At 58.3% G+C, this 24625-nt stretch carries 23 protein-coding genes, 1 pseudogene and 1 riboswitch; of the genes and pseudogenes, 11 read left to right on the top strand and 13 right to left on the bottom strand.

The genetic code is table 11. The annotated features are described in order from the left end of the window. Positions 1 to 25: 25 nt before the first annotated feature. From IPI80_RS19165 to IPI80_RS19145, 5 genes are read right to left on the bottom strand one after another with little or no spacing between them, the layout of a single operon-like run. Complete coding sequence (locus IPI80_RS19165) at positions 26 to 2302, bottom strand: methyl-accepting chemotaxis protein (RefSeq protein ID WP_413862700.1); 2277 nt, start codon at positions 2300 to 2302, stop codon at positions 26 to 28. A 19-nt stretch (positions 2303 to 2321) separates the two neighbouring features. Next, positions 2322 to 2852, bottom strand: a complete 531-nt coding sequence (locus IPI80_RS19160) for a chemotaxis protein CheW (protein ID WP_413862699.1) — start codon at positions 2850 to 2852, stop codon at positions 2322 to 2324. 12 nt (positions 2853 to 2864) lie between these two features. Next, complete coding sequence (locus IPI80_RS19155) at positions 2865 to 3230, bottom strand: response regulator (protein ID WP_413862698.1); 366 nt, start codon at positions 3228 to 3230, stop codon at positions 2865 to 2867. Then, positions 3230 to 3628 carry a response regulator gene (locus IPI80_RS19150; RefSeq protein ID WP_413862697.1) on the bottom strand — a complete coding sequence of 133 codons (399 nt, stop codon included), beginning with the start codon at positions 3626 to 3628 and terminating at the stop codon, positions 3230 to 3232. The genes IPI80_RS19155 and IPI80_RS19150 overlap by 1 nt, the downstream gene beginning before the upstream one ends. A gap of 37 nt (positions 3629 to 3665) precedes the next feature. Continuing rightward, complete coding sequence (locus tag IPI80_RS19145; RefSeq protein ID WP_413862696.1) at positions 3666 to 3839, bottom strand: rubredoxin; 174 nt, start codon at positions 3837 to 3839, stop codon at positions 3666 to 3668. A gap of 120 nt (positions 3840 to 3959) precedes the next feature. On the opposite strand from IPI80_RS19145, the pseudogene thiD reads away from it, so the two are divergent. Then, positions 3960 to 4867: pseudogene (gene thiD / locus IPI80_RS19140) on the top strand (bifunctional hydroxymethylpyrimidine kinase/phosphomethylpyrimidine kinase). Next, entirely contained in the window at positions 4851 to 6155 is a 1305-nt protein-coding gene (gene hemL / locus IPI80_RS19135) for a glutamate-1-semialdehyde 2,1-aminomutase (RefSeq protein ID WP_413862695.1), read from the top strand. Before thiD ends, hemL begins: the two are co-directional and overlap by 17 nt. Positions 6156 to 6502: 347 nt before the next feature. Here the strand turns inward: hemL and IPI80_RS19130 are convergent, their stop codons facing one another. Next, entirely contained in the window at positions 6503 to 7405 is a 903-nt protein-coding gene (locus IPI80_RS19130) for a YbhB/YbcL family Raf kinase inhibitor-like protein (RefSeq protein ID WP_413862694.1), read from the bottom strand. Positions 7406 to 7561: 156 nt separating this feature from the next. Between IPI80_RS19130 and IPI80_RS19125 the strand changes: the two genes are divergently transcribed. Beyond that, entirely contained in the window at positions 7562 to 8410 is an 849-nt protein-coding gene (locus IPI80_RS19125; protein ID WP_413862693.1) for a 3-hydroxybutyryl-CoA dehydrogenase, read from the top strand. A gap of 304 nt (positions 8411 to 8714) precedes the next feature. On the opposite strand, the gene IPI80_RS19120 is transcribed toward IPI80_RS19125, so the two are convergent. Then, positions 8715 to 10466, bottom strand: a complete 1752-nt coding sequence (locus tag IPI80_RS19120; RefSeq protein WP_413862692.1) for a protein adenylyltransferase SelO — start codon at positions 10464 to 10466, stop codon at positions 8715 to 8717. A 284-nt stretch (positions 10467 to 10750) separates the two neighbouring features. On the opposite strand from IPI80_RS19120, the gene IPI80_RS19115 reads away from it, so the two are divergent. Next, entirely contained in the window at positions 10751 to 11752 is a 1002-nt protein-coding gene (locus tag IPI80_RS19115) for a zinc ribbon domain-containing protein (protein ID WP_413862691.1), read from the top strand. Between the two features lie 24 nt (positions 11753 to 11776). Here IPI80_RS19115 and IPI80_RS19110 read toward each other — a convergent pair whose 3' ends face one another. The 3 genes from IPI80_RS19110 to IPI80_RS19100 are packed head-to-tail and all read right to left on the bottom strand — an operon-like array spanning position 11777 to position 16391. Then, the gene (locus tag IPI80_RS19110; protein ID WP_413862690.1) at positions 11777 to 13267 is read right to left on the bottom strand and encodes a carboxypeptidase M32; all 1491 of its coding nucleotides are present in this window, start codon (positions 13265 to 13267) and stop codon (positions 11777 to 11779) included. Then, a complete protein-coding gene (locus IPI80_RS19105; RefSeq protein ID WP_413862689.1) occupies positions 13264 to 14196 on the bottom strand; it encodes a peptidylprolyl isomerase in 933 nt (310 codons plus the stop codon). The genes IPI80_RS19110 and IPI80_RS19105 overlap by 4 nt, the downstream gene beginning before the upstream one ends. A 5-nt stretch (positions 14197 to 14201) precedes the next feature. After that, positions 14202 to 16391, bottom strand: coding sequence for a prolyl oligopeptidase family serine peptidase (locus tag IPI80_RS19100; protein WP_413862688.1), 2190 nt, complete (start codon positions 16389 to 16391; stop codon positions 14202 to 14204). 173 nt (positions 16392 to 16564) lie between these two features. On the opposite strand from IPI80_RS19100, the gene IPI80_RS19095 reads away from it, so the two are divergent. After that, positions 16565 to 17413, top strand: a complete 849-nt coding sequence (locus IPI80_RS19095; protein ID WP_413862687.1) for a hypothetical protein — start codon at positions 16565 to 16567, stop codon at positions 17411 to 17413. A gap of 22 nt (positions 17414 to 17435) precedes the next feature. Beyond that, complete coding sequence (locus IPI80_RS19090) at positions 17436 to 18254, top strand: hypothetical protein (protein ID WP_413862686.1); 819 nt, start codon at positions 17436 to 17438, stop codon at positions 18252 to 18254. 13 nt (positions 18255 to 18267) lie between these two features. Here the strand turns inward: IPI80_RS19090 and IPI80_RS19085 are convergent, their stop codons facing one another. Then, positions 18268 to 18906 carry a cell envelope integrity protein TolA gene (locus IPI80_RS19085; protein WP_413862685.1) on the bottom strand — a complete coding sequence of 213 codons (639 nt, stop codon included), beginning with the start codon at positions 18904 to 18906 and terminating at the stop codon, positions 18268 to 18270. Positions 18907 to 19038: 132 nt separating this feature from the next. Here IPI80_RS19085 and IPI80_RS19080 point away from each other — a divergent pair, with 132 nt between their 5' ends. The 4 genes from IPI80_RS19080 to IPI80_RS19065 all read left to right on the top strand — a co-directional run bounded on the left by IPI80_RS19080 (position 19039) and on the right by IPI80_RS19065 (position 20971). Beyond that, positions 19039 to 19548 (top strand): DUF1993 domain-containing protein, encoded by a 510-nt coding sequence (locus IPI80_RS19080; protein ID WP_413862684.1) that lies wholly within the window; start codon positions 19039 to 19041, stop codon positions 19546 to 19548. A gap of 260 nt (positions 19549 to 19808) precedes the next feature. Further along, on the top strand, positions 19809 to 19883 hold the full coding sequence (locus IPI80_RS19075) for a hypothetical protein (RefSeq protein ID WP_413863549.1): 75 nt from the start codon (positions 19809 to 19811) through the stop codon (positions 19881 to 19883). 6 nt (positions 19884 to 19889) lie between these two features. Next, positions 19890 to 20102 (top strand): type II toxin-antitoxin system HicB family antitoxin, encoded by a 213-nt coding sequence (locus IPI80_RS19070; protein ID WP_413862683.1) that lies wholly within the window; start codon positions 19890 to 19892, stop codon positions 20100 to 20102. A gap of 266 nt (positions 20103 to 20368) precedes the next feature. Next, positions 20369 to 20971 (top strand): hypothetical protein, encoded by a 603-nt coding sequence (locus tag IPI80_RS19065; RefSeq protein ID WP_413862682.1) that lies wholly within the window; start codon positions 20369 to 20371, stop codon positions 20969 to 20971. 240 nt (positions 20972 to 21211) lie between these two features. Here IPI80_RS19065 and IPI80_RS19060 read toward each other — a convergent pair whose 3' ends face one another. Next, the gene (locus tag IPI80_RS19060) at positions 21212 to 22732 is read right to left on the bottom strand and encodes an aldehyde dehydrogenase family protein (protein WP_413862681.1); all 1521 of its coding nucleotides are present in this window, start codon (positions 22730 to 22732) and stop codon (positions 21212 to 21214) included. Between the two features lie 19 nt (positions 22733 to 22751). Continuing rightward, a complete protein-coding gene (locus IPI80_RS19055) occupies positions 22752 to 23846 on the bottom strand; it encodes a saccharopine dehydrogenase family protein (RefSeq protein WP_413862680.1) in 1095 nt (364 codons plus the stop codon). Between the two features lie 130 nt (positions 23847 to 23976). On the opposite strand from IPI80_RS19055, the gene IPI80_RS19050 reads away from it, so the two are divergent. Next, complete coding sequence (locus IPI80_RS19050) at positions 23977 to 24444, top strand: Lrp/AsnC family transcriptional regulator (protein WP_413862679.1); 468 nt, start codon at positions 23977 to 23979, stop codon at positions 24442 to 24444. 47 nt (positions 24445 to 24491) lie between these two features. Beyond that, a riboswitch (TPP riboswitch) is annotated at positions 24492 to 24594 on the top strand. Positions 24595 to 24625: the final 31 nt, after the last annotated feature.

Genomic DNA, 24625 nt, shown 5'->3' with positions numbered 1-24625 from the left:
TGAGGGCGCAAGTACAGCGCGACTATCAGCTAATTTTGAAACGCGACACCGATTGGCGTAGCTCTTCCGCCATACGGGACAATTCCCGCACCTGTGTTGCTGTAACACGAGTACCTTCACCCGTCTGCTCAGTCACGGCAAAAATGTGCTGAATATTCTCGGCCACTTCGTTCGCCAACCCGGCTTCGCGGGAGGCAGAGCTGGAAATCTGCTCAATCAGATCAGCCACCTGCCGCGAAACCCGGTCAATTTCGGTCAGTGCAGTACCTGCGTTGTCGGACAACTTGGCACCCGCCACCACACCCTGCGTGGAACGTTCCATAGCGCCGATCGCATCCTGGGTGTCGGTCTGAATCGCCTTCACCAGCGCCGAGATCTGGCGCGTAGCATCCGCTGAACGTTCAGCCAGCCGTTGCACTTCTTCCGCAACCACCGAGAAGCCCCGTCCTGCTTCACCGGCAGACGCCGCCTGAATAGCAGCGTTCAACGCCAAAACGTTCGTCTGTTCGGTAATGTCGGAAATCAGCTCGGTGATCTCGCCAATTTCTTGAGATGATTCACCGAGTCGCTTGATGCGTTTGGATGTTTCCTGGATCTGGTCGCGAATCGAGTTCATACCCCCAATGGCGTCTTGCACAGCTTTCAGACCGGATTCAGCAGCCTGCAACGACTGGCGGGCTACGGTGGCGGACTCCTGCGCCTGGGTGGACACCTCGTTGATGCGCCCCGCCATATCCACGACCGAACGACCTGTTTCACGAATCTCGTGCAATTGCTCGTTAGAGGCAGCCAACAGTTCGGTGGATGTAGCATCCACATCCGAGGTCGTCTGCGCCACCCGTGACGCAGTGTTCTGCACGTTGGCCACCAGCGATCGCAACTCTTCCACCGTATAGTTCACCGAGTCGGCGATGGCACCAGTGATGTCCTCGGTCACCGTGGCTTCCTGGGTCAAATCGCCTTCCGCCACGGTCTGCAATTCGTTCATCAGCCGCAAAATGGCCGCTTGATTGGCGTCGTTGACGCGTTTGGCCTCGTGCTCCTGGCGTTCCGCTTCGACTCGCTGCTCTTCTGCGACGACCTGGCGGCGACGGCTATCCTGCAGCTGAACATACGACAGACCACCCGCGCAGCTCAATGCAAAGACAGCGGCCAGAATCAGCAGCGCCAGTGCGCCACCACCGATACCGGTTTGTGCCTGCAACTCAGCCTGAACTTCTTCCAGGTTACGGCGCAGAGGCTCGCTGTCGGCAATGATGGCGTCTTGCGCTTCACGGGCAGATACCAGACCTTGCAAGTTACCCAAAATCGCGCTGGCCTGAATCCGCGTCTCTTCGTACATTTTGATTAGTGCTTCCAGTTGTTCACGCGTTGCGGCGTCCTTGGAAGCCGCAAGGCGCAACTCGGAACTGCCCGACAGTAGCCCTTGGGAAATCTCCTTGAAGGTATTCAAGTCCTTACCCAACAGAAACACCGCTTCGGGACTAACGCCTTCCGCAGTCAGGAACTCGTTGGAAGACTTGCCGATACGCTGGGTCAACATCACAAGTTGACCCACCGCGGAGATTTCGACCGAAGGCGCGTTCTGTTGCAATTTCATTGCCAAAATCGCTTCGGCAATTTCCAGCAAATCCGAGGATTGGCGGTTGATTAAACGCAGCGCCGAACCGACTTGCGTCAAGATTTTTTGCTGACCCATCACCGATTTGGCACTCTTTTCGGCCCGATCCACCAAAGGCATGATCTTTTCCAACTCATGCACATACGCCTCACCGAGTGGTTTTAAGTGCAATTCATCGTCACCACTTTGGAGGCCGCGCGTGTTCTTGGAGAGAACGCCTGAGCTGTCTGACACATCAGGAAAGGCCTGAGCACTACCCACCACGGCCTGAGAGACCGATTTGGCCAACCGTTGAGATTGCATCAGGGCCTGACCGGTTGCACCCAGTTGCTGAGCCACCTTGTCCGATTGGTTCAGGGCATAGAAACCGACACCCACCAGCAACAGCAATGAAGCACCCAACAATCCAAACAGCGTTCGCTGCTGCTGCACCACCGAGTGCGTACCCAAACCAGGAACCGATACCAGATCGCCTGCCGCTTGAGCAATCGGCTCGCCAGATTCCGCCTCTCGCATGGGCGCGCCACGCTGGGCATTGACCGGCACCTCGTCCTCCTGAACTGTCTCGGCGCCGGCAACGCCTGATGAATCCTCTGGCATAGCAAGACTCAACCGCGAATCCAGGTCCGATTCAGACGGCTTTTTGGAGAAAATATTTTTTAGTTTATCGACGACGGACATGGTAGGACCTTACGGAGTTCTAAGCGCTGATACTTAAAAATTGAGGGGTTTGAGACAAGATACGCAAATCGATTTCCTGCCATTGCTCGTTGGCCGAGTTCTTGAACTGGTTGCCAAAATAGGCTGGCGCATCTGGGTCTGATGGCTCGGACGACACAAAGGCATCCACACCGCGCAAACCCAGAAGACCGTCTACCTGCAACGCACAATTCACATCAAGGGCTGTATTGAGCGTGACGACACTGGGCTCTTGGCCGGCAGGTTCGGCCCGTGCATGACCCGTGTCAATTGCAATAAAGGCCGCCAGGTCCACCACCCCGTACAACCCACCCCGGATGTTGAGCACACCACGGAACCAGTCGCGCGCATAGGGCACGACCTGTAGGCTGGACAAGGGAAAGATCTCCCCGGACTGACCCAATGGAAACAGAAGATTTCTCCCGCCAACCCGCACGGCCAGCCATGCTACAGACACACCCTCTGTGCGAGCCGCTTGCAGACGGCTAGCGAGTCGAGTCTGGAGTTCCCTAAGTGCTTCGCGATTGGCCATGAGACTGCCGAATCAACCCAAGGCCTTGATTTTGGCAAACAGCTCAGCGGGATCCACCGGCTTGGTGATGTAATCCTTGGCACCCTGGCGCATGCCCCAAACGCGGTCGGTTTCCAAGTTCTTGCTGGTACAGATGAAGATCGGCACCTCAGAATATTCGGGTGTGCGATTGATGGCACGGGTCAACTGAAAGCCGTTTTGGCCGGGCATCACCACATCCATCAGGATCAGGTCGGGCTTTTCTTCAGCCAAACGTTTGAAGGCCTCATCGGCATTCTCTGCGGAGCGCACTGAATAGCCGTTCTTCTGCAGCAAATCTGTGAGAAACATGATCTCGGTTTTTGAATCGTCAACGATGAGTACTTTATTTATTGCCATCAATTAGCTCCTTGCATTACTGCCCCGAATTGCCGCACGGCCTGCAGCAACTGATCTTTGGTGAACGGCTTGGTGAGATAGTCCTGGGCTCCCACCATGCGGCCCCGCGCTTTGTCAAATACACCGTCCTTGGACGATAACATCACTACAGGCACACCGGAATATTTCGCATTGCGTTTTATGATTGCGCAGGTCTGGTAGCCATCCAGCCGGGGCATGAGGATGTCGCAAAAAATGAGTTGCGGTTGGTAATCGTTGACCTTGGCCAGGGCATCAAAACCATCCTCTGCCAACATCACGTCATGACCACCCTGTTTGAGAAATATCTCGGCGCTGCGGCGAATGGTGTTGCTGTCATCAATGACCAGAACTCTCACACTGGATGCTGCGTTACTCAAAAGGGGTGCTCCTGATCATGGGTGGACGTTTTGCCATTCAAATCTGAACCATTTCAAAATCTTCTTTGCGTGCACCACATTCCGGGCACGTCCAATTCATCGGCACATCGGCCCAATGGGTGCCTGGTGCAAGGCCATGTTCGACGGCTCCCGCCGCTTCGTCATAGATCCAACCGCATATCAGGCACATCCACGTCTTGGTATCACTCACAGCTTAAAGGGCCTTCGAATAGAATGCAAGGATTGTATCGAAGCAGTATCGGCAAAATGCCCTGTATCAGTCCAAACTGCGCCATTCTGTCTGCTGACAAACCCTAAGACAGGCCCATTCATGTCGTCCTTACCAGACCCCACCGCCGAGATTGAAGTCGAGGAAGACGGGCCAATGGTTGCGTGATGGTCTTCAACGCCAATGACCCCAGTGGCGCGGGCGGAATCACAGCCGACATCACATCCATTGCATCGATCGGCGCCCACGCATTGCCCGTCATCACCGGAGCCTACGCCCGTGATAGTGCCGAGGTATACGACCACTTTTGCATGGACGACGAAGCCGTTACAGAACAGGCTCGAACCATCCTCGAAGACGTTCCTGTGCAAGTTATCAAGACGGGTTTTGTGGGCTCCCCAGAAAACCTCAGCGCCATTGCCGAACTGGCTTCGGACTACTCCGACATCCCGTTGGTGGCCTACATGCCCGACCTGTCGTGGTGGCAAGAAGACCAGATTGATCTGTACCAAGACGCCCACACGGAGCTGCTGCTGCCATTGACTACCGTGTTGGTTGGAAACCACAGCACCCTGTCGCGCTGGCTGCTACCGGAGTGGAGTGCCGAACGCAGTCCCACCGCGCGCGATATTGCCCGCGCCGCCAATGCATTCGGCGTGCCCTACACACTGGTCACCGGTATCCCTTTGCCGGACCAATTCATCGAAAACACGCTGTGCACCCCCACTTCGGTGCTTTGTAGCAACAAGTTCGAGCGCTTTGAGGCCGTGTTTTCTGGCGCAGGAGATACCCTGTCGGCCGCCCTGGCCGCCTTGATCGCCGCCGGCACTGAACTAACGGAAGCCACCAATGAAGCCCTGAGCTACCTGGACCGCTGTCTGGAAAGCGGCTTTCGACCCGGCATGGGCAATGTGCTGCCCGATCGTCTGTTCTGGGCGCATCCCGAGCCCGACGACGAACCTCCCCAAGAATCCTCCTTTGAAATCTCACCCAATGACACCCGCCACTGACCGCAACCTACAACTTTTTGAACGCGCCCGACACGTCATTCCCGGTGGCGTCAACTCTCCCGTGCGCGCCTTCAAGGCCGTGGGCGGCACGCCGCGCTTTGTCTCGCGCGCGCAAGGTGCCTACTTCTGGGACGCCAACGGCCAGCGCTATATTGATTACATCGGCTCTTGGGGACCCATGATCCTGGGCCACGGCCACCCCGCCGTGATGGAAGCGGTGCAAAAGGCCGCGCTGGACGGCTTCTCGTTTGGCGCACCCACTGAGCGCGAGGTCGAACTGGCGGAAGAAATTCTCAGTCTGGTTCCCAGCATGGACATGGTGCGCCTGGTCAGCAGCGGCACCGAAGCTGGCATGAGCGCCATCCGCCTGGCACGCGGCGCCACCGGCCGCAACAAGATCCTCAAATTTGAAGGTTGCTACCACGGACACGCCGACGCACTATTGGTCAAAGCCGGCTCCGGCCTGGCAACTTTTGGTCATGCCACCAGTGCCGGCGTACCTGCCGAAGTGGTGCAGCACACCTTGGTTCTGGAATACAACGACGTCGCCCAACTCGAAAAAGCTTTTACCCTGCATGGCAAGGATATGGCCTGCCTGATCATTGAGCCGATTGCCGGCAACATGAACTTTGTACGTGCCTCCATCCCCTTCATGCAGCGTTGCCGTGAACTGTGTACCCAATACGGCGCCCTATTCATTTTTGATGAAGTGATGACGGGTTTTCGCGTGGGTCTGCGCTGTGCGCAAGGCGTGTACGCAAAATCCATTCCCGGCTTTGAGCCCGACATCACGGTCTTGGGCAAGGTTATTGGCGGTGGTATGCCGCTGGCGGCTTTTGGCGGCAAACGCGCCGTGATGGAACAACTCGCCCCCTTGGGCCCGGTGTACCAGGCTGGCACTTTGTCGGGTAACCCGGTGGCGACGGCCTGCGGCCTGGCCACACTGCGCGAAATCAAAAAACCCGGCTTTTACGAAGCCCTGGGGGCTAAGACCCAAACGCTGATGGCGGGTCTAAAGGGCGCTGCCGACAAGGCGGGGGTTCCCTTTAGTGTGGACTCTGAGGGCGGCATGTTCGGATTCTTCCTGTTCGATACCCTGCCGCAGAACTACGCCAAGGTCATGACCACCGACAACCAGCGTTTCAACACGCTGTTCCACGGCATGCTGGACCGCGGCGTGTACTTTGCACCAGCGTTATATGAGGCCGGTTTTATGAGTGCCGCGCATACCGATGCTGACTTGCAAGCCACTGTCCATTCAGCAGTAGAAATTTTCAATTTGCTATAAAAATAGTAGCTACTTACGTAGTATTCACGAGGGCTAGGGGTCTATTTTCAAAATGCCATCTTGCCTGCGGTCGCACTGTTAGCGCCGAGGGACAGTGTAGACATGGTGTAGATCTCTGCGATGTTGTTCTTCAGGCCACGGTAGCGCACTTCCACAAATCCGAACTGGCATTTGATGATGCCCCACCTTGGCCCGCACACAATGCGCCAACAGGCTCAGGGAAACACCGTCAGCAAAAACTCACCCGCCCGGTTTCAACTTGCCAACCGGGCAGGAAAGTATCGGAAATGGACCGGCGACTCGACGCAGAGTCTTCTCAACTGGCTGCGCCCAATTGTCCCCAACAGTTAGGGATACACACCGGTAATAGTGGCTTTACCCAGAATGTAGGATTTGAAATCGATCTCGAATTTTGCCCGGTTGTATTCGGGTATATAGCTGAGGAATGGTGCGGTAACGGCTAACGCGTACACCGTCAACTTGTACGTGTGCTGTGAAGTTGCGTCAGGGCCAAGGTATCCGACAGTGCCATTTTTATTGGAACCGTACAAAGTGCCGTTTTGCAACAACAAGTCTTCCCCCTCACCAATGAGGGTCTTCGAAACCGGCAAATTGAAAACACCCCAGTGCCGGCAAGCGCCCAGTCCGGGTTGGCACGGAGCGGTTTCATCATCCATGACAATGGCAAACCTGTCCGTACCGACAGGAATATCACCAATACTCAACTGAGGTGAAATATTGCTGCCACCAACTACGGTTGCGGCAAACTTCAATGGAATCGTACTGCCAGCCGAAAACGGGGCTTGCGTAATTGACAGATTCGTATCGCTGGCCGTTATCGTCACAATTGCAGGAGCGCCATTGGTCTTAGTGTCATTCACCGTCAGGCTGATGACATAAATGCCGGCGATATCCGGGGCAAACGTGGGGTGGGCGGATGTGGGGTTGAATATCGTGGTTTTACTCACCTCGGGCATGGAAACGAATGCCCAAGAATAGGTAAGCGGATTGCCGTCGGCATCCATACTTTTCGAGCCATCAAGCGACACCGTTGATCCGACCAAAACAGTCGGCGCAGCGCTTGCAATAGCAACTGGCGGAACGTTACACCGGTTCACACTTCCAGCGCAATCCGTGCCACCTGAACCACCACCACATCCTGCGAGCAAAGCAGCCATCAGGCCGAGACCAATAAACATTCTCATTTTGTACACCCCAAAAATATTACCCAAACATTGTGCATCACACATCAGACGAACTCAAGCGCCAGCCTCATTTGCTAACAATTTTGACCATTCTGCCTAGATATGGTGCCGCATTAGCAACTCCGCAGACTTCGACTGGCACTGGTTGCAGGTACTATATTGAGCTTGTCAGCCAGCTTAATCTATCAGGATCTATTCATCATGAGCATCACAACAGTAGGCATCATCGGCGCAGGAACCATGGGCAACGGCATCGCACAGATTTGCGCCACATCGGGCATCAACGTCGTGATGGTCGACATTTCTGAAGCCGCCGTGGCGAAGGGCATGGCCACCGTGGCCGGCAGCCTGGACCGTCTGCTCAAGAAAGAAAAAATCACCGCTGCCGACAAAGACGCCGCGCTGGCACGGATCAAAGGCAGCACCAGTTATGACGACCTGAAGGCCTCGCAGCTGGTGATCGAGGCGGCCACCGAGAACTACGACCTCAAGGTCAAAATCCTCAAGCAAATCGACGCTATCGTACCGGCCGACGTGATCATCGCGTCCAACACCTCATCCATTTCCATCACCAAACTGGCTGCCGTGACCAGCCGCGCCGAGCGCTTCATCGGCATGCACTTCTTCAACCCGGTGCCGATGATGGCGCTGGTGGAAATCATTCGTGGCCTGCAAACCAGCGACGCCACGCACGATGCCGTGCAGGCCATGGCCAAGGCGCTGGGTAAGTCACCAATTACCGTGAAGAACGCACCCGGCTTTGTGGTCAACCGCATCCTGGTGCCCATGATTAACGAAGCGTTTTTCGTGCTGTCCGAAGGTTTGGCCACACCAGAAGACATTGACGCCGGCATGAAGCTGGGCTGCAACCAACCCATAGGCCCCCTGGCCCTGGCCGACATGGTGGGCCTGGACGTCTGCCTGGCCGTGATGGAGGTGTACCTGGCCGAGTTTGGCGACAGCAAGTACCGCCCTTGCCCGCTTCTGCGCGAGAAGGTTGCAGCCGGGCACCTGGGGCGCAAGTCGGGGCGTGGGGTGTATCAGTACTAAGCGCTTGCCATTGGGATTGCCTGCTGTGTAGGCGAGACCGGTCCGTGGTGGCAGATAGGGTGTTGGAACGCGTGGCGACGCCACCCGTGTCCGTTGGAAATGGTACTTTCACAATCGACCAGAAGCGCGGACTGGCTGGAACCGCCCCCCCGCACCCCGTGTAAGTGCTTCCCCCCCCCCCCCCCCCCCCCCCCCCCCCCCCCCCCCTCCCCCCCCGCGGAGCCATGTCACCAAATCCCAGCACCCCCTGACAAGTTCGCATTAGCGCCAACAGCGCCGCGCCGGCCGATCAATGAAAGGATCATCATGACGAGCAACTCAAATGCGACACGCCGCCGATGTCAAAGAGCGCAGTAGGCTTCAGTCGGTAGTATTTTTCCTCCACTTCCTGCGACTGTTCGGCGTAGGGCTGCGTCATCACTTTCTGCAATTCGCGAACCAAGGCGTAGTCCCCCGCGCTGGCTTGGCTGTATGCGGGCGCAAGGAACCACTCGCGCAAGATGTACTTTGGATTAACGCGTTTCATCTGCGTGGAGATATCCTCACGGGAGCGGGATTCAGAAGCATTCGCGTCGCCCGTGCTTGCGCTACCACTACTGCTACCGACCAGCGACTGCCACATGGCGAGCCAAGCTGACCAGATCGCGTCCATTCCTTCAGAGGCCCCGTAAAAGCTTTTTTTGAGCGGACCAATATCGTCCGGCAGTGTTGAGAGCTCACGGAAGAAAATGGTGTAGTCCACCGGCGTCTGCGCCATGAGTGTTTGAAGCCCATTGAACAATGCCGCGTTAAACGTGCCGAGCCCCAGCTTGGATGCCCACATTTGCTCCAATTGCGTTTGCATCTCTGCCGAGAATCCACTGCGAATTTCGTCGAACTGTTGCAAGCAGTCCTTTTGCGACGTCAGTGATGTGAGCAATGGCTGCAATGCAGTACAAAACATATGGAAGTTGCGCTCCGCTGCGACGGGTTGGTTCAAGAACGCGAAGTGCTGTCCGCCACCCGTCCACGGCTGGTAGTACGGGCTAAACACCTCGCAAAACCCGAACGGACCGTAGTCCAGTGTGAAGCCACCGGCCGCGCAGTTATCGCTGTTGAAGTTGCCCTGGCAGTAGCCCACGCGAATCCAATTCGCCACCAGCGCGGTCAGGCGGCTGCGAAACGCGCGCGCGAGCAAGAGAATTTTCTCGGCAGTACCGAGATGTTTGTCGATGACGTCACCGTATTCGCGATCAATTAAGTGCAGGACAATCTTCTCAAGCTCTTGCAGCGCTTGCGGGTGCTCCTGCTTGCGGGCACGGCGACCGAAAAGCTCAAGTTGGCCGACCCGAATGAAGGACGGTGCAACCCGTGTCGAGATGGCGACTGCCTCCGATATAAACCTGTCGGGGTCCCTAGCGCGCGACCCCTGCGAATACCACGGTCGCTGGACCTTATCGGACTTCGAAACGTACAAGCTCAAAGACCGCGATGTTGGCACGCCCAGCGCGTGCATGGATTCCTGTGCCAAGAACTCCCGAACGCTCGACCGCAGAACGGCGCGGCCGTCCGCACCGCGGCAGTAGGGCGTGCGCCCGCCGCCCTTCAGCTGCATTTCCCAGCGTTGGCCGTTGATGACGACCTCCAGCACGGAAACTGCGCGGCCGTCGCCGTATCCATTGCCGGTTTGGAACGGGCACTGTTGGGTGTACTCGGTGCCGAAGATTGAAAGTGCGTAGCCAGTCGCCCAACCGATCTTGCGCATGGGCTCTGGAACACGCGAGAGGTCACCGCAGAACATCCGCATGAAGTCGGCCGAGTGCGCCATGCTATCGGCGAAGCCAAGTTCGTGGAAAAACGTCTGGCTATGCGCAACGTACTCAGAGTCTTGGATTGGCGTCGGATTGACGGGAACAAAGTGGCCGGTGAAGACTTGTCGCGGTGCGTGGTCGACTCCATTTGCTTTGGCGTCAGGATCGCAATTGAGCGTGTCCACGAGCGAGTAGCTTGCCAATTTGGCAAGATCGTCAAGTGTCGCGACGGTTGCGGAAGTTTTCAGATCTGGTGTATTCGTCATAGGGGCACTGTAGTGGAGCATGGTTTCTCTGGGTGGCGCGTGGGTTATACAGGCAGCGCATGAAAGCCCAAATGTTTTAAACGACTGGTTTGTCACAGCTTGATCTGTCAGCTGTATCTCGGCAATCGACACAAAGCTGACTTCCGCTCCATCGCATTCGCTGCCCGGCTGGTCATCTCCCAGCCTTGCGCCGCGCCCAGTCTTTGCCGCGTGGCCGCAACGCAACTCAGCACGCCATAATCCCGCTCAAGCAAATCCTGTGAGCTTGCAACCCGGAATGCACCATGGCCGAACAAGAAACCTATTACGAAATGCTTTGGGACTGCCCCCAGTGCGGCACGTTGGGCCTGCTGGGCGACAGCCACCGGCACTGCCCCACCTGTGGCACGGCGCAAGACCCGGCCAAGCGCTATTTTCCCAAGCCGGGTGAAGAGGTTGAGGCCAAGAACCACCAGTTTGTGGGCGCAGACTGGCGTTGTGTCTATTGCAATTCGCCCAACTCGGCAGCCGCTGCGTTTTGCACCAATTGCGGGGCCGGCAAGGACGGCACCAAACCTGTGGCTTTGGTGGCAGACACGTCAGCCGCGCTGCCAGAGCCTGTAGCTGCGCCAGCCCCACCACCCCGGCGCGGATTGGGCTGGGCGCGCTGGGTACTGGCCGCATTGGCATTGTTGGTGGTTGGGTTGGTCTTTTTGTTCAGCAGCACCAAGGAAACCACGGCAACCGTGGCGCAGCGCAGTTGGGCGCGCGAGATCCAGATCGAGCAGATGGGCCGTGTGTCGGACTCGGCCTGGTGCGACAGTGTGCCGGGGGACGCGTATGGCGTCTCACGCAACCGCGAGCAACGCTCAACCCGCCAGGTGGCGGACGGCCAGACTTGCCATGACGAGCGCATCGACAAGGGTGACGGCACTTTTGTCAAGCGGCGCGAGTGCACGCCGCGCTACCGCTCAGAACCGGTGTACGACGACCGCTGTCGCTACTCCGTCAACCGCTGGCGCTCTGTGCGCGCGGTCAAGGCAGGTACGCAGGAATCGTTGATGCCGGTGTGGCCCAGCGCGGGCAACCTCAATGCCAACTTTCTCGGTGGTAACAGTGGGGTGGGCGCGATCGGTTCTGAGCGCCAGGGTGCACGGCGCGAGACCTATGTGCTGGTGCTGAGTGCAAACGGCAAGACATGGACTTGCAACGTTTCTGAAACCGTGTGGAGCAAATACCAGGACGGCGCGACCGTCCCGCTAAAAGTGCACCTGACTGGAGGCGCCGACTGCGCCAGCCTGCAATAAAGCGGGCCAGCGTAGCGCACACCTTTAGGCATTGAGGTAGCGCCCCACCAGGTGCTGGCGGAAGTAGAGGGCGTTGAGCGGTTCACCCGTGGCGCGGGTAATCAGTGCATCGGTGCTCCAGCGGCTGGCCTGGCTCCAGATGTTGGCGTCCAGCCAGTTCATCACAGGTGACAGGTCGCCACCGGCAATGCGCGCATCCAGATCGGGATGCCGCGTGCGGATGGTGGCAAAGTACTGTGCGGCGTACATGGCACCCAGCGTGTAGCTGGGAAAATAGCCAAACATGCCAGACGGCCAATGGATGTCCTGCATGCAACCGTTCTCGTAATTGCCGGCCACATCCACGCCCAGGTAGTCGCGCATCTTCTGGGTCCACAGCGCGGGGATGTCGTCCACCTCAATCTCGCCGTCGATCAGGGCACGCTCGATTTCAAAGCGAAGTATCACGTGGGCCGGATAGGTCAGCTCGTCGGCATCGACGCGGATAAAACCACGATGGACGCGGGTGAAGAGCCGGGCCAGGTTGTCGGCATCAAACGCGGGCTGATCGCCCAGGTGCCTCTTGATCAGCGGTGCAATCAGCTGCAAAAAGGCCGGGCTGCGCGCCAATTGCATTTCAAACGACAGGCTTTGACTCTCGTGCACGCCCATGGAACGCGCACGCCCAACCGGAAGGTGCAGGGTATCGCGCGGCAGGCGCTGCTCATACCGTGCATGTCCGGTTTCATGGACGATGCCCGACAAGCTGGGCGCAAAAGTGGCCTCGCTGTAGCGGGTGGTAATGCGCACATCCTGCGGCACGCCGCCGCAAAAGGGGTGGGTAGAAATGTCCAGCCGCCCGCCCTCAAAGTCAAAGCCCAGCAGACCCATGACGTCCACGCCCAGGGCGCGTTGGCGCTCCACCGGAAAGGGGCCAATGGCGGCGACTACGGTTTCGTGTTGTTGCCGCTCCATCACCTGGGTGATCAGTCCTGGCAGCCAAGTCTTGACTTCGCCAAACAGCGCGGTGATGGTGCTCTCGCGCATACCTGGTTCAAACTTGTCCATCAGGGCTTCGTAGGGCGTGACTCCGGTGGCATCGGCCAGCATGTGTGCTTCTTGGCGAGCCAGCTTCACGACCTCGCTCAGGTTGCGGGCAAAGCCGACCCAATCGTTGGCCTTGCGCTGCGTGCGCCAGGCATGCTCGCAGCGGGCAGCGGCCAGGCTTTGCGCCTCTACCAGGTCTTGCGGCAGGCGATTGGCCATTGCCCAATCACGGCGCATCTCGGCCAAACTGGCCTGGTCAGTGTCAGACAAATTGGCCTTGGCTGCGGCTTCAAACTGGGCTGGCAAGGCTGGGTCGGTCAGGGTCTGGTGCATCAGCACCTGCAACTCAGCCATGGCTGCGGCACGAGACTCGTTGCCTTTGGCGGGCATCATGGCCGCCTGGTCCCACCCGGCAATGGAGGCCAGGTGGCTGAAGTGGTGCAGGCGCTTGAAGGTAGCGTGCAGAGGTGCAAGGGTAGCTGTACTCATGGCGTGCTCTTGGGAATGTCGCGCGTGGGCACGCTGCGGTTGCAAATATTGCTGTGCAAGGCGCTGTGCACCGACCAGCCACCAATGGCGTGGCGACTGGCTTCCACCAGGGCGGTCCAGGTAGGGGTGTCGGTGCGCAGGATTTCGATGGCGGGCTGCTCGCCCACCGGTATGTCCGCCAGCATGCGCGCGCGGGTGATGGGAATGGCCTGTTCCGGTTTCTCATAAAAACCCATGGCGCCGGGGCCGCGTGGCAGTGATGCCAGCACGTCCATGCCTTTGACCACACGGCCAACTACTGTGATATTAAGGTCCAATACCCGTGGGGCCTGGCCAATGATGGCGTATAGGCTGGTGCCGTTGCTGCTGTCAAGCGGGTTGCCGCGTGCAGCGCCCACCACTCCATAGCAGTGGGCAATCCAGGCCTTGTTTTTGGCGGGATCGGCAGCCACCGGCATCCCATCCACAAAGCCGCTCACCGGCGCCCAACCGTCTGCATCCTTGAAGTGACTCAGTGGCAATCCCTTGTAGGCAATAGAAAACTCGGCAGGCAGGCTGGCGCGTGCACTGCCCAGGGGCTTGGCTTTGTCCTTGTCCTCGTCATAGGGGTCAGCCCACTGGGTGACATAGTTGTCTTGTACCCGCACGACACCAATGCCGGTGTAGAAGCCCTCTCGCGTGAGGATACGGATATTGGCAACATGCTGTGGGGCAAAGCGCGGTGCGAGTTCGATGATGACGGGCTTGCCTTGGAGTTCCATGACCAGCGTGTTGTCAGGGTCCAGACGGCGCCAGTCGCCGGGCGCGGCGTTCTTGATGATGTCGGCCTGGCTCACGCGCGCTGGCTGGGGTTTGGCCATGGCAGCAGATGCCATGGCCATCGTTGCCAATACTGCCAGGCAAAAAAGTGGGATACGGTGCATGGGCATGGCCTTTACTCTTTCAAGGCCGATTTGCCCATTTGCCACAGCAAGAAGCTGTAAATATCGGCAGTCATCGCGTTGCGTTGCGTGGCAGTGCTCCCCATGCCGTGCCCAGCCTGCATATCCAGGCGCAGCAAGATGGGCTTGCCACTGGTGGTTGCGGCCTGCAAACGGGCAGCGGCCTTACCGGCGTGCCAGGCATCCACACGCGGATCGTTCATGCCCTGGACCAGCAGCACGGCGGGGTAGGCGGTGCCATCCTTGATGTGATGGTAGGTGCTCATCTCCAGCAGTGCCTTGAACTCTTGGGAATCTTTCGCGGTGCCGAACTCTGAAATGTTGGTGGCCCCATTGGCGCTGTCTTCGGCGCGCACGGCATCCATCACACCCACATCGAACACGGCGGCGGCAAACAGTTCGGGCGCGGTGGTCACCGCGCGCCCAACAAAAATACCGCCGGCACTGGTCCCCATCACCGCTAGGGTTTTAGGCGTGGCGTACCCCTGCGCGATCAAATACTGGGCGCAGGCCACACCGTCTTTCCAGGTGTTGGGCTTGGTTGCCTTCTGGCCCGCGCGGTACCACGGGTCACCGTTGACGCCGCTGCCGCGCACATTGGCCAGCGCCAACACACCACCCTTTTCGAACCAGGCCACGCGAGCAGCCGAGAAGCCCGCCGTTTGGGAAAACCCGTAGGCACCATACGCATTCAGCAGCGTCGGGTTGCTGCCATCGAGCTTCAGCCCTCTGCGGTAAAGCAGGGTCATGGGCACCTGCGCGCCGTCATAACTGCTGACCTCAACATTGCGCACTTCCAATTCAGGCAGATTGGGCAGTTCGGGGTTGACCCGCAGCCCGGAATTGACCGACAGTTCGCCACGCAGTACATAGGTTAGCGGCATTTGGGTCCAACCACTCAGGGTGTACATCACATCCCCGTAGGCATGTGCCGGTTCATCGCTCAAATAGGCGGCCCCCTGGAACGGCATGGGCACATCCATACCCTGGGGCTTGCCTTTGGCATAGCGGCGCAGCACTATGTCAGTTCCGTGGCGCACCGCAGTCACCAATGAATCGCGGGTGAGTGCGAAGTCCTCCATCACGCCGGTGGCCGGCGAGGCCGCCGCCTCCACTGCAAACTTAAGCTCGGGTTTGCGCAAGTCCAAGCGCATGACATGCTTGCGCGGTGCGTTGGCATGGGTCATAAAGAACAGATCGTTGCCACGCAAGGCAAGGTTGGTGATCTTGTCTTCATAGCCCGAAATCTTCGTCCAGGCCATGGTGGGCTTACCCAGATCGGCTACGCGACCCAGAAACAGAAAACCTTCGGGCAGGGTGGTGTCGGTGGTGCGGGCAATCACCCAGGGGCTACCCGGCACAAACAGCAGCGAACCCACATCCAAACGGCCCAGACCCAGGTTGCGCGTCACCGTGGGGCCGAAAACGGCCACGGCCTTGTCCGCCGCTTCGCCCACGGTATGCAGCATCACGCGGCTGTCCATATAGGCTTCTGACTCGGGTTCGCCCGGCGTGGGCACCTTGAGCTGGTTGAAAGCCAGTGAGCGGCTGTCGGGCAGCCAGTTCACGTCGGGTTGGTGAACCCGCTCAAAAACAGCAGCGATGTCGTGACCGGACTCCACATCCAGAATGTGCAGTGAAGCATCTTCCGAGCCACCGGCAGATACGCCATAGGCCACGTATTTGCCATCCCAGGACGGGCGGTAGTAGTTTATGGCATGGGGCACGCCGGTGCGCTTTGCCTCTACTTCCGGGTCCATCAAAATGTGCTCAGCCCCACGCGTCCCTACGCGCATGGCCAGCTTGAACTGGCGTTCACCCTTGGCACGCTTGAGGTAGTAAATGCGGTCACCCGGCATACGGGTGATGCGGGTGATGGCATCGCCACTGGCGGAGGTCAGCTCGGTGATGCGCTTCTCCATGGCATCCCGCCCGGCAATCCTGTCCAGCGTGGCACGGGCATAAGCGCCCTGCCCTTTGAACCACTCCTGCACGTCCGGCGCACGAAGATTTTCCAAGTAGCGGTAAGGGTCCGTGAGCGTGACGCCATGCAGCGTCTCGATCACTTCGTGGATGGGCGCCACGGGTGGAGCGGGCACCTCTGTGGCACTGCACACGGCAGCTGCGGATAGCAGCCACGCGCCCAGCACCACGCAAGCCTTGGTTGGGTACAACCTTTGCATAGTCACCTTTCATTGAACAAGGGCGACAGCATAACGGCTCTGGCACTACCTTGTCACGGCAGCAACGTCGACCTCTGCTCCCGCTTTGTTTCAAGCGAGACAACGGTGTGATACTCTGAAACACGCAATCGAAACTTCGCCTTTCACTGACTCAACCATCCTAGCCCACAACCATGAAAATCATTCTGTCTGGACGGGTCACATCCGCCAAGGGGTACGCACTCAGAGCTTGGATTCTGTGTGCAACGGCATTGACTCCCATACTTGCATACAGCCAGATCAACACATTGGATGGAGAGTGGATGGGAGGCCTTGCCTGTGGAGAGCTTCAGACACCATCCGCACGCTCCACCAAAGCGTTCACAGCCGGCGTGACCTTGAACACATCGATGGGCTCCATGCGCGGAACGCGCCAGAATAACGAAATCCTCGAAACTTACTCCGGGTCGATCGACCGAACAGGTCGAGTGACCCTGGACGCCAGCGGCCACTGGAAAGGTGATCCCAGCAGGGCATGGCGCATTCGACTGCATGGCAATCAGAGTGGCTCACGTATGGTGTTGCGTGGCCCGATGGAATCACCAGACGGCAAGACCCAACTCAGAGCCTGTCATCTGGAACTGAGCAATCCAGCGGTGGAACAACGCGCGCGAGCCAACAGCAAGCCGTCGCCCGTGGTGCCTAAGACGAGCGTACGACCCACTCACCCGGCAGAACCTGCGCGCGAGCCCCCGCCTCCTGCAGGCCAAAAGCAGCAAGGTGAACAGGCACAAGCGGCGAAGGCGCTGGAACAGAAAGCTATCGAAAACGCAGCGGAAGAGCGGGCTATTACAGCAAAACGACAAGCTGACGATGCCACCGCCGCAACAGCCAGGACACAAGCGCTAGAGATTGAGAACGCACGCCTGCTTGCTGAAAAGGCAGCCGCAGAACGGGCTGCAGCCGAAAAAGCGGCAACGGAAAAACGCGCTGCAGACGCCAAGAAGGTGCCTATCAAAGCGCGATCGACGATGGATTTATAACAACGACCCTAGTGGAGAAAAAATGGCCATACAGACCAAAAAAACCGAAGAGCTCTTTCTTAAAATTGTCAAAGTAGCCGTGCTTGTGTTCATGGGCCTGGCATTGCTGGCTGTCATTGCTCTCGGGCTAAACGTGGCCTATCAGATGGCCAAAACACCCAACGAACCAGCCCCAGCGCAAAAAGCGCCGGAACAACAGGTCACTATGGACGATCTTAAAAAATACCTGCTCAAGGACGACAAGGCCGGTGAGCAACAGCCGTCGCAATCATCCCCAAAGCCCTTGGCCCCTACCCTGCGTTACCTTGAAGATGTCACCCGGTTGTACCGATGCTCGGTCGAGTTTGCAAAAAAGGTGGGGGCCGAGATTGAGGAAGAAGACAACGCAGCAGCAGCGCAACGGGTGGAGATTTTGCGCACCCAAATCGAAGAGGCCGCAGCCGACAAGCGCCGGGGCGAGCGCTGGGTCAAGGCAGCGACCGAATTCACCTGCGCGGCGCTGGCTGATTCCAGCATCATTGCCATGCGCAAGGAAGGAAAGCTCAAAAGCGTTTTCTATCCGGTGTTGAACTTCCACAAAAACGCTTGGGACGCCATTCAAGATGAAAAGGCCCGCTTCGAACAGGCCGAAAGTGACCGGGTGGAACAGGAGCGTTTGTCAGAGGCTGCCCGCATCGCATTGGCACGCAGCAACGCTCTATCCAGTGCCATCGCGGCGGCCGTCGCATTTGGCACATTCATGTTGTTAGCCATCTACTTGCTGGGCGCCAAGATTGAAACCAATCTGCGCGAGATCAATGGGTCCATCCGTGCAGCAGGCGGGTCGCACGTGGAGTCCTAGCGAGCCAAAGAATTTATTTCTGCCCGTCTGGCCGGATGGTGACCTCAACCTGCATGGTGGTTGCCACTGGTTCTGCGTCGCGCAGGCCGGGATTGAATCGCGCCTTCAAAAAGTCGCGCCGCACCAGCTCGGCAAAGATATCAGGTAAGTCTGAGGTCTCGACCACCACGTCATCCACCGCACCGGCTGCATTGATGAACAGGCTTAACACAATGGTCCCGGACTCGGTTCTGCCGCGCAATTCGGGCATGTCCAAAGGAATGTCTTCAACCACCGCCGGCTGCGTGTCCAACGATTCGGCAGGCCAATAGCCATTTGCAGGCCCCGGCGCGCCGGTTGCTTCGGGTTCTTCGGGCTTGTTGGCCTCAGGCTGTGCCTGCTCGCGCACCGTGGCCTTTTCAGTGTTCGGTGATTTGCGTTGGCTGGGCACGGCGACCAGAGATTTGTCGACCGGGACGAATCGCGCCTTGACCACCAATCCGTTGCCCCGCACCTGCGGCTTGCTGCTCCAAAACCTCAAAGACGACGGCGCAAAAACTGCGAACAGCAACACATGCAAGGCACAGGATGCAATGATTGAAATGGCGAGCCTTGACTTGCTGTAAGACGCCTGAGGCTCTAACAATTTCCGATCAATTGAAAAATTTGACATGCGACAGGATTATCCCAGCGTGACTCACTCTGGCGCAGGAGCAACCTTTCACCAGCCTTGCGCTGGCATTTCCGCTAGAGTGCCCCTCCCGGGGGAGTTTCTTCCGCACACCTTCTATCCATAAGGAATCCCATGTCCATTTCACTCTACACCACCAGTGTTCCCGTTTTCAAACAGATGCTGCTGGCACTCAGCGACGTGCTGAGCAAGGCCGATGCGCACGCGCAAGACCGCAAAATTGACCCTGCAGCCTTGTTGCAGGCGCGATTGTTTCCCGACATGCTCCCCCTGGTCCGTCAGGTACAGATTGCTTGCGACTTTGCCAAGAGTGTCAGCTCACGGCTGGCGCAGGTCGAGGTGGCGGCCTACGAGGACAACGAGCAGAGCATTGCCGAACTCCAGCTGCGCATATCCAAAACCATCGCTGTGCTGGATGGCTTGACCGCTGGTCAGTTCGAGGGCAGCGAAACACTGGACATTGTTTTACGCCCGGGAACACCCAAAGAGAAAAAATTGTCCGGCCAGTCGTACTTGCTGGCCTACGGCTTGCCGCAGTTTTTCTTCCACGTCACGACCGCCTACAACCTGCTGCGGCACAACGGCATAGAGATCGGCAAGAAAGACTTCATGGGCACTTACTGACAGCAGGCGCCTCAAGTCGGCATGGCACTACGCCAGATCAAACCACACCCCATACGATTACTATTATATTTGTAGCTGCATACGTAATCTTGATGAGGGCTACAGCCTGTTTTGTTCAATAATTTTCCCGCGTAGACAGGTTACGCGACGTGGCATCCAGAAGCTTGCCATGAGGCAACATTTTTCGATAACCTGGTAAATTTGGACGGTCTGCTATGCTCGTGACATGACAGTAAGCGAGCAAGCTTGGTCGCGTAACAATTCCGGACAAGCCTAGCGACAATTTGGCGCCAGGGACGCTAAATAGTGTCCTCAAGCAGGCCGGTCTAAAGTGAGGTTTTATGCGCTACGCAATAGTCATTGAACAAGCAGAAAATAATTTCTCAGCTTACGTGCCGGATCTGCCCGGGTGCGTCGCAACAGGTAAAACCCTTTCGGAGGCGGAAGATGAAATTCGGGATGCCACCGTCTTCCATGTCGAGGGTCTGCGCGAAGATCACTTGCCGGTTCCCCCTGGCCTAAGCCATGTCGAATACGTTGAAGTCGTCGCATAACTGGCTACTCTGTGCGGTCTGGACATCGCGGACTCCTTCTTGGGGAACAATAAAGTGTCCGTGAAATTGGGGGCAACTCCAAGTCCAATAACTACACCTTACTCCCGGCGGACTCTGACCTGTCGAAAGTGGCGCAGACGCACGGATGCAAGGTGAGACTGTATGAGCTCTATTTTGCCAATCGACACTGACCCACACCTACAGGAGGCGGTTTCGCCGCAAAGTGTGGCGGTCCGGTCATTTTTCCATTAGGCGTCAGAAGTCGCATGCATGCTCCCGAGTTCGTCGATAAGTCCACTGATCCAAAGGCGTGGCGCAAACACTCCCGAGCGCTAAGGCACTCAGCCAATGTTCTGTGGGATGACTTCGTCGAGCTTGTCACGCAAGCGGTATCACGGGCGAAGGCGAAGAACGAGATACCAAACTTAGAGTTAGCCATCGAAGCGATCGAAACGGTAAAACTGTTATACGGGCTAGCCCTGGAAACGGCGCTAAAAGCTTGGCTCATCGAGCACTCACCAGAGAAGATCGAGATCAGAATAACAATGAGTGGCGACGGATCACCTAAACATGCAGAGCTGAAGAGTTGTGGAATCCCGCCAAACCAAGGACACAACATACTTGCTCTAGCAGAAGCTGCGGATGTTTTTGGGAAGGGTTTCTCAAACGTCCTGAAAACCGACGGTGACCGTGCTGCACTTAGGAATATCTGTAGGGATCTCGGGGAGGTGGTCGTCTGGCGGGGAAGATATCCAGTCCCCATGTCGTCATTCGATCCGGTTTCGCCTGATCCACAGGTTCCAGTGGCGGCATTGGCCCACTATCTGCGAGACTGGCTTGACCCGCTTCTCGATGCCCTACTTGTTTAACACTTCAGAACAACTACTCGCGCATGAGTTCGCGGTTGCGTCGAACCCTTAAATATATGGACTCCTCCACAAGTTCAAGAAACTGACCGATAGTTTGCCTATTTGGGAAGCGCCTGCACCATACCCGATTTTAGTTTTGCCGCCCTGAGCCCTTTTACCAAAGAATTGGCTAGGTAAACGAGCCGCTAGCCCTCGTCAAACATAAGCAAGCAGCTCCTAATTCAGTAGCAAGCCACCCAGCTACCCCAACTCAAACCGCACGCCCTGCGCCAGCGGCAGTTCACGTGAATAGTTGACGGTATTGGTCGCCCGGCGCATATAGGCCTTCCAAGCGTCCGAGCCGGACTCGCGGCCACCGCCGGTCTGCTTTTCGCCACCAAAGGCGCCGCCGATTTCTGCGCCCGAGGTGCCGATGTTCACATTGGCAATGCCGCAATCCGAGCCCGCTGCCGACATAAATTGCTCGGCCTCACGCACATCGGTAGTGAAGATCGATGAGGACAGCCCTTGTGGCACTCCGTTGTTGAGCGCAATCGCCTGTTCCAGCGTTTCATACTGCAGCACATAGAGGATGGGCACAAAGGTTTCGTGGCACACCACCGCCGTTTGCGCGGGCATCTGCACCAGGGCCGGGCGCACATAGTAGGCATTGGGGTAGCGGTCTTGCAGCACCCGCTCTCCGCCAGCCACTACACCACCTTGTTCGCGTGATTGCTGCAGGGCCGCTTGCATGGCGTCGAACGCGGCGCTATCAATCAGCGGCCCAACCAGGGTGCCGTCTTCCAGCGGCGAGGCTATGGTGAAGCTGGCAAAGGCGCGGGTCAGGCGCGCCACCAGATCGGCATGGATGGAGGCGTGCACAATCAAACGGCGGGCCGTGGTGCAGCGCTGGCCTGCGGTGCCTGCGGCGGCAAAGGCCACGGCGCGCACAGCCATGTCCAGGTCGGCCGATGGCGCGACGATGATGGCGTTGTTGCCACCCAGCTCCAGCAGGCTGCGGCCAAAGCGTGCTGCCACGCGCGGACCCACGGCCTGGCCCATGCGGGTGCTGCCGGTGGCCGACACCAGCGCCACCTGCGGATGGTCTGCCAAGGCTTGGCCTACATCGGCCACACCCATCAGCAACTGCGACAGGTTGCCGGTGTTCACTGTGCCAAAGCGCTGGCAGGCGCGGTCAAACACGGCCTGCACCGCCAGTGCGCACAGGGGGGTTTTTTCGGATGGCTTCCACGCCACGGCGTTGCCGCACACCAGCGCCAGCGCGGCGTTCCAGGCCCACACCGCCACGGGGAAGTTGAAGGCGGTGATGACGCCCACCACGCCCAGCGGGTGCCAGGTTTCCATCATGCGGTGGCCGGGGCGTTCAGACGCAATCGTCAAACCATACAACTGGCGCGACAGGCCCACGGCAAAGTCGCAGATGTCGATCATCTCCTGCACTTCGCCCAGGCCTTCGGACAACACCTTGCCCGCTTCCAGCGAGACCAGCGTGCCCAACGCCTGCTTGTGGCTGCGCAGCTCTTCGCCCAACAGGCGCACCAACTCGCCACGCTGCGGCGCGGGCACACTGCGCCATGCCTGCTGCGCCGCATGGGCGCGCGCGATGACGGCTGCCACCTCGGTCAGCGGTGTGGCATGGACCTGGCCCAGCGTGGCGCCATCGATGGGGGAGCGTGAACGCAGGTCGCCGCCTGCATGGGCGCTGGCGGGCACGCCAAGCGATGCCAGAACGGTCTGAATGTCAGTGGAATGTGTGGGCATGGTGATTCCTCAACAAGGCTTAACCGATGGACTCGACCTGGCGCGACTGCTGGTAGGCGCTGCCAAAGCGGTTGGCCAAAAAGTCTGGCAACTCTACCTGCTCCTGGCGGATGAAGCCGGACTGGGGCAATTTGCCCTCGCGGAACAGGTCCACAGCAGCGCAAATGCCGGCCGCTGTGGTGATCTGGATGGCGCTCAAAGGGGCCTGTTCGTTGCGGTCGGCAAAAATCTTGCGGGCAAATACTTCCTGCACCAACTGGCCGTCGCGCTCGCCACTCACGGTGACAAACACCAGCACCACGTCCTGCATGGTCAGTGGAATGGAATTGCGCAGGATGTTCTTCAAATTCTCCTGGTCAAACTGCATGCCCAGTTCTTGCAACAGCATCTTCATGATGTCGCAGTGGCCGGGGTAACGCACCGTCTTGTAGTCCAGCGTTTGCACGCGGCCCTTGAGGGTTTCGCACAGCGTGCCCAGACCACCCGAGGTGTTAAAGGCTTCGTATTCAGTGCCGTCCAGCGAGAAGTGTTCCAGACCTTCGAGCGGCAGCACTTCAATGATCTGGCCGTCGCGAATGGCTTCGCAGGGGTGGCAATACTCGTTGATCAGGCCATCCACACTCCAGGTCAGGTTGTACTTGAGCGAGTTGGTGGGAAAGGCCGGCAAGGCACCCACGCGCATCTGGACTTCCCGCAGCTGGGTGAACTTTTTGCTCAGGTGGTGGGCCACGATGCCGATGAAGCCCGGCGCCAAACCACACTGCGGCATGAAGGCGGTTTTGGCACCGTCGGCCATCTGCATGATGGCGCGTGTGGCGGTCACGTCTTCGGTCAGGTCAAAGTAGTGGCAACCCGCCTCCAGTGCCTGTGTGGCCGCCATGATGGCCAGGTGGTAAGGCAAGGCGTTGATGACGGCGTCAAAACCCTTCAGCTCTGCGCGCAATGCGGCGGCGTCGGTCGTATCAACCTGCGCGGTTTTTATCGGCAAGTGGGCCAGCTTGGCCAGGGCATCGGCACTGCGGTCTACTACTTTGACCTGGTAGTCCCCGCTGTTGGACAGCAAGGTAGCAATCGTCTGGCCAATGTGGCCCGCACCCATCAAAACAACGCGCATGAAAAGTCTCCTGAAATAGTGGTTGGTATGCAGAAAGTTTAGGCGCGGTGGCGGACATAATGCACAGTCACTTTGACGAAACAGATGTATTGAATGACAATTTGTCATACATCGTTAACAAATCGACCAAATGGCCACACCACCCCAAACCCAACGTACGGCCGGGTTGCGCGACCAACTGGACCGTGATCTTCTGGCTTTGCTACAGGCCAATGCCCGCACGTCCACGGCCGACCTGGCACGCCAACTCGGCACGGCACGCACCACCGTGCTGGCACGATTGGCCCGCCTGGAGCGCGAAGGCGTGATTGCCGGCTACACGCTGCGGCTGGGGCAGGATGTGCTGGACCAAGGTCTGCAAGCGTTTGTTGGAATCACCGTGCAACCCAAATCCGGACGCGACGTGGTGCGCCAACTGGAGCGCATGCCCGAGGTGCGCCAGCTCTGCGCAGTGAGTGGCGAATTTGACTACGTAGTGCTGTTGCGCGCTGAAACCGCGCTGCGCATGAACACCCTGCTGGACGAAATGGGCAACTTTGACGGCGTGGTCAAGACCACCACATCGGTGGCGCTGGAGTGGAAGATCGACCGAACGTGATCTGACCGGGTTTACAATCGCGCCATCAGTTCGGCAATCTGCCGGTCTGTAAACGCTAGGGGTGCTGGGTGTCTTGCGATATCCGGCTGAGATAACACCCTGGAACTTGATCAAGGTAATACTTGCGCAGGGAAGCGTGATTGAACTGCTTGCGTCCACTTCATGGAGGGGTCGCGTGGCA

The sequence above is a fragment of the Candidatus Aalborgicola defluviihabitans genome, from assembly GCF_016705985.1.
GTDB lineage: Bacteria > Pseudomonadota > Gammaproteobacteria > Burkholderiales > Burkholderiaceae_C > Allorhodoferax > Allorhodoferax defluviihabitans.
Note: the sequence above shows the minus strand (reverse complement) of the source record. Positions and strands in the feature narration are given on the sequence as shown.

Bases quoted from the DNA above. Each gene is read 5' to 3' on its own strand.
- IPI80_RS19070 (WP_413862683.1), top strand. From the start codon at position 19,890: ATGCGCTACGCAATAGTCATTGAACAAGCAGAAAATAATTTCTCAGCT.
- hemL (WP_413862695.1), top strand. From the start codon at position 4,851: ATGACACCCGCCACTGACCGCAACCTACAACTTTTTGAACGCGCCCGA.
- IPI80_RS19115 (WP_413862691.1), top strand. From the start codon at position 10,751: ATGGCCGAACAAGAAACCTATTACGAAATGCTTTGGGACTGCCCCCAG.
- IPI80_RS19060 (WP_413862681.1), bottom strand. From the start codon at position 22,732: ATGCCCACACATTCCACTGACATTCAGACCGTTCTGGCATCGCTTGGC.
- IPI80_RS19105 (WP_413862689.1), bottom strand. From the start codon at position 14,196: ATGCCCATGCACCGTATCCCACTTTTTTGCCTGGCAGTATTGGCAACG.
- IPI80_RS19165 (WP_413862700.1), bottom strand. From the start codon at position 2,302: ATGTCCGTCGTCGATAAACTAAAAAATATTTTCTCCAAAAAGCCGTCT.
- IPI80_RS19100 (WP_413862688.1), bottom strand. From the start codon at position 16,391: ATGCAAAGGTTGTACCCAACCAAGGCTTGCGTGGTGCTGGGCGCGTGG.
- IPI80_RS19065 (WP_413862682.1), top strand. From the start codon at position 20,369: ATGCATGCTCCCGAGTTCGTCGATAAGTCCACTGATCCAAAGGCGTGG.
- IPI80_RS19080 (WP_413862684.1), top strand. From the start codon at position 19,039: ATGTCCATTTCACTCTACACCACCAGTGTTCCCGTTTTCAAACAGATG.
- IPI80_RS19055 (WP_413862680.1), bottom strand. From the start codon at position 23,846: ATGCGCGTTGTTTTGATGGGTGCGGGCCACATTGGCCAGACGATTGCT.
- IPI80_RS19125 (WP_413862693.1), top strand. From the start codon at position 7,562: ATGAGCATCACAACAGTAGGCATCATCGGCGCAGGAACCATGGGCAAC.
- IPI80_RS19155 (WP_413862698.1), bottom strand. From the start codon at position 3,230: ATGGCAATAAATAAAGTACTCATCGTTGACGATTCAAAAACCGAGATC.
- IPI80_RS19130 (WP_413862694.1), bottom strand. From the start codon at position 7,405: ATGTGTGATGCACAATGTTTGGGTAATATTTTTGGGGTGTACAAAATG.
- IPI80_RS19095 (WP_413862687.1), top strand. From the start codon at position 16,565: ATGAAAATCATTCTGTCTGGACGGGTCACATCCGCCAAGGGGTACGCA.
- IPI80_RS19085 (WP_413862685.1), bottom strand. From the start codon at position 18,906: ATGTCAAATTTTTCAATTGATCGGAAATTGTTAGAGCCTCAGGCGTCT.
- IPI80_RS19050 (WP_413862679.1), top strand. From the start codon at position 23,977: ATGGCCACACCACCCCAAACCCAACGTACGGCCGGGTTGCGCGACCAA.
- IPI80_RS19110 (WP_413862690.1), bottom strand. From the start codon at position 13,267: ATGAGTACAGCTACCCTTGCACCTCTGCACGCTACCTTCAAGCGCCTG.
- IPI80_RS19160 (WP_413862699.1), bottom strand. From the start codon at position 2,852: ATGGCCAATCGCGAAGCACTTAGGGAACTCCAGACTCGACTCGCTAGC.
- IPI80_RS19090 (WP_413862686.1), top strand. From the start codon at position 17,436: ATGGCCATACAGACCAAAAAAACCGAAGAGCTCTTTCTTAAAATTGTC.
- IPI80_RS19120 (WP_413862692.1), bottom strand. From the start codon at position 10,466: ATGACGAATACACCAGATCTGAAAACTTCCGCAACCGTCGCGACACTT.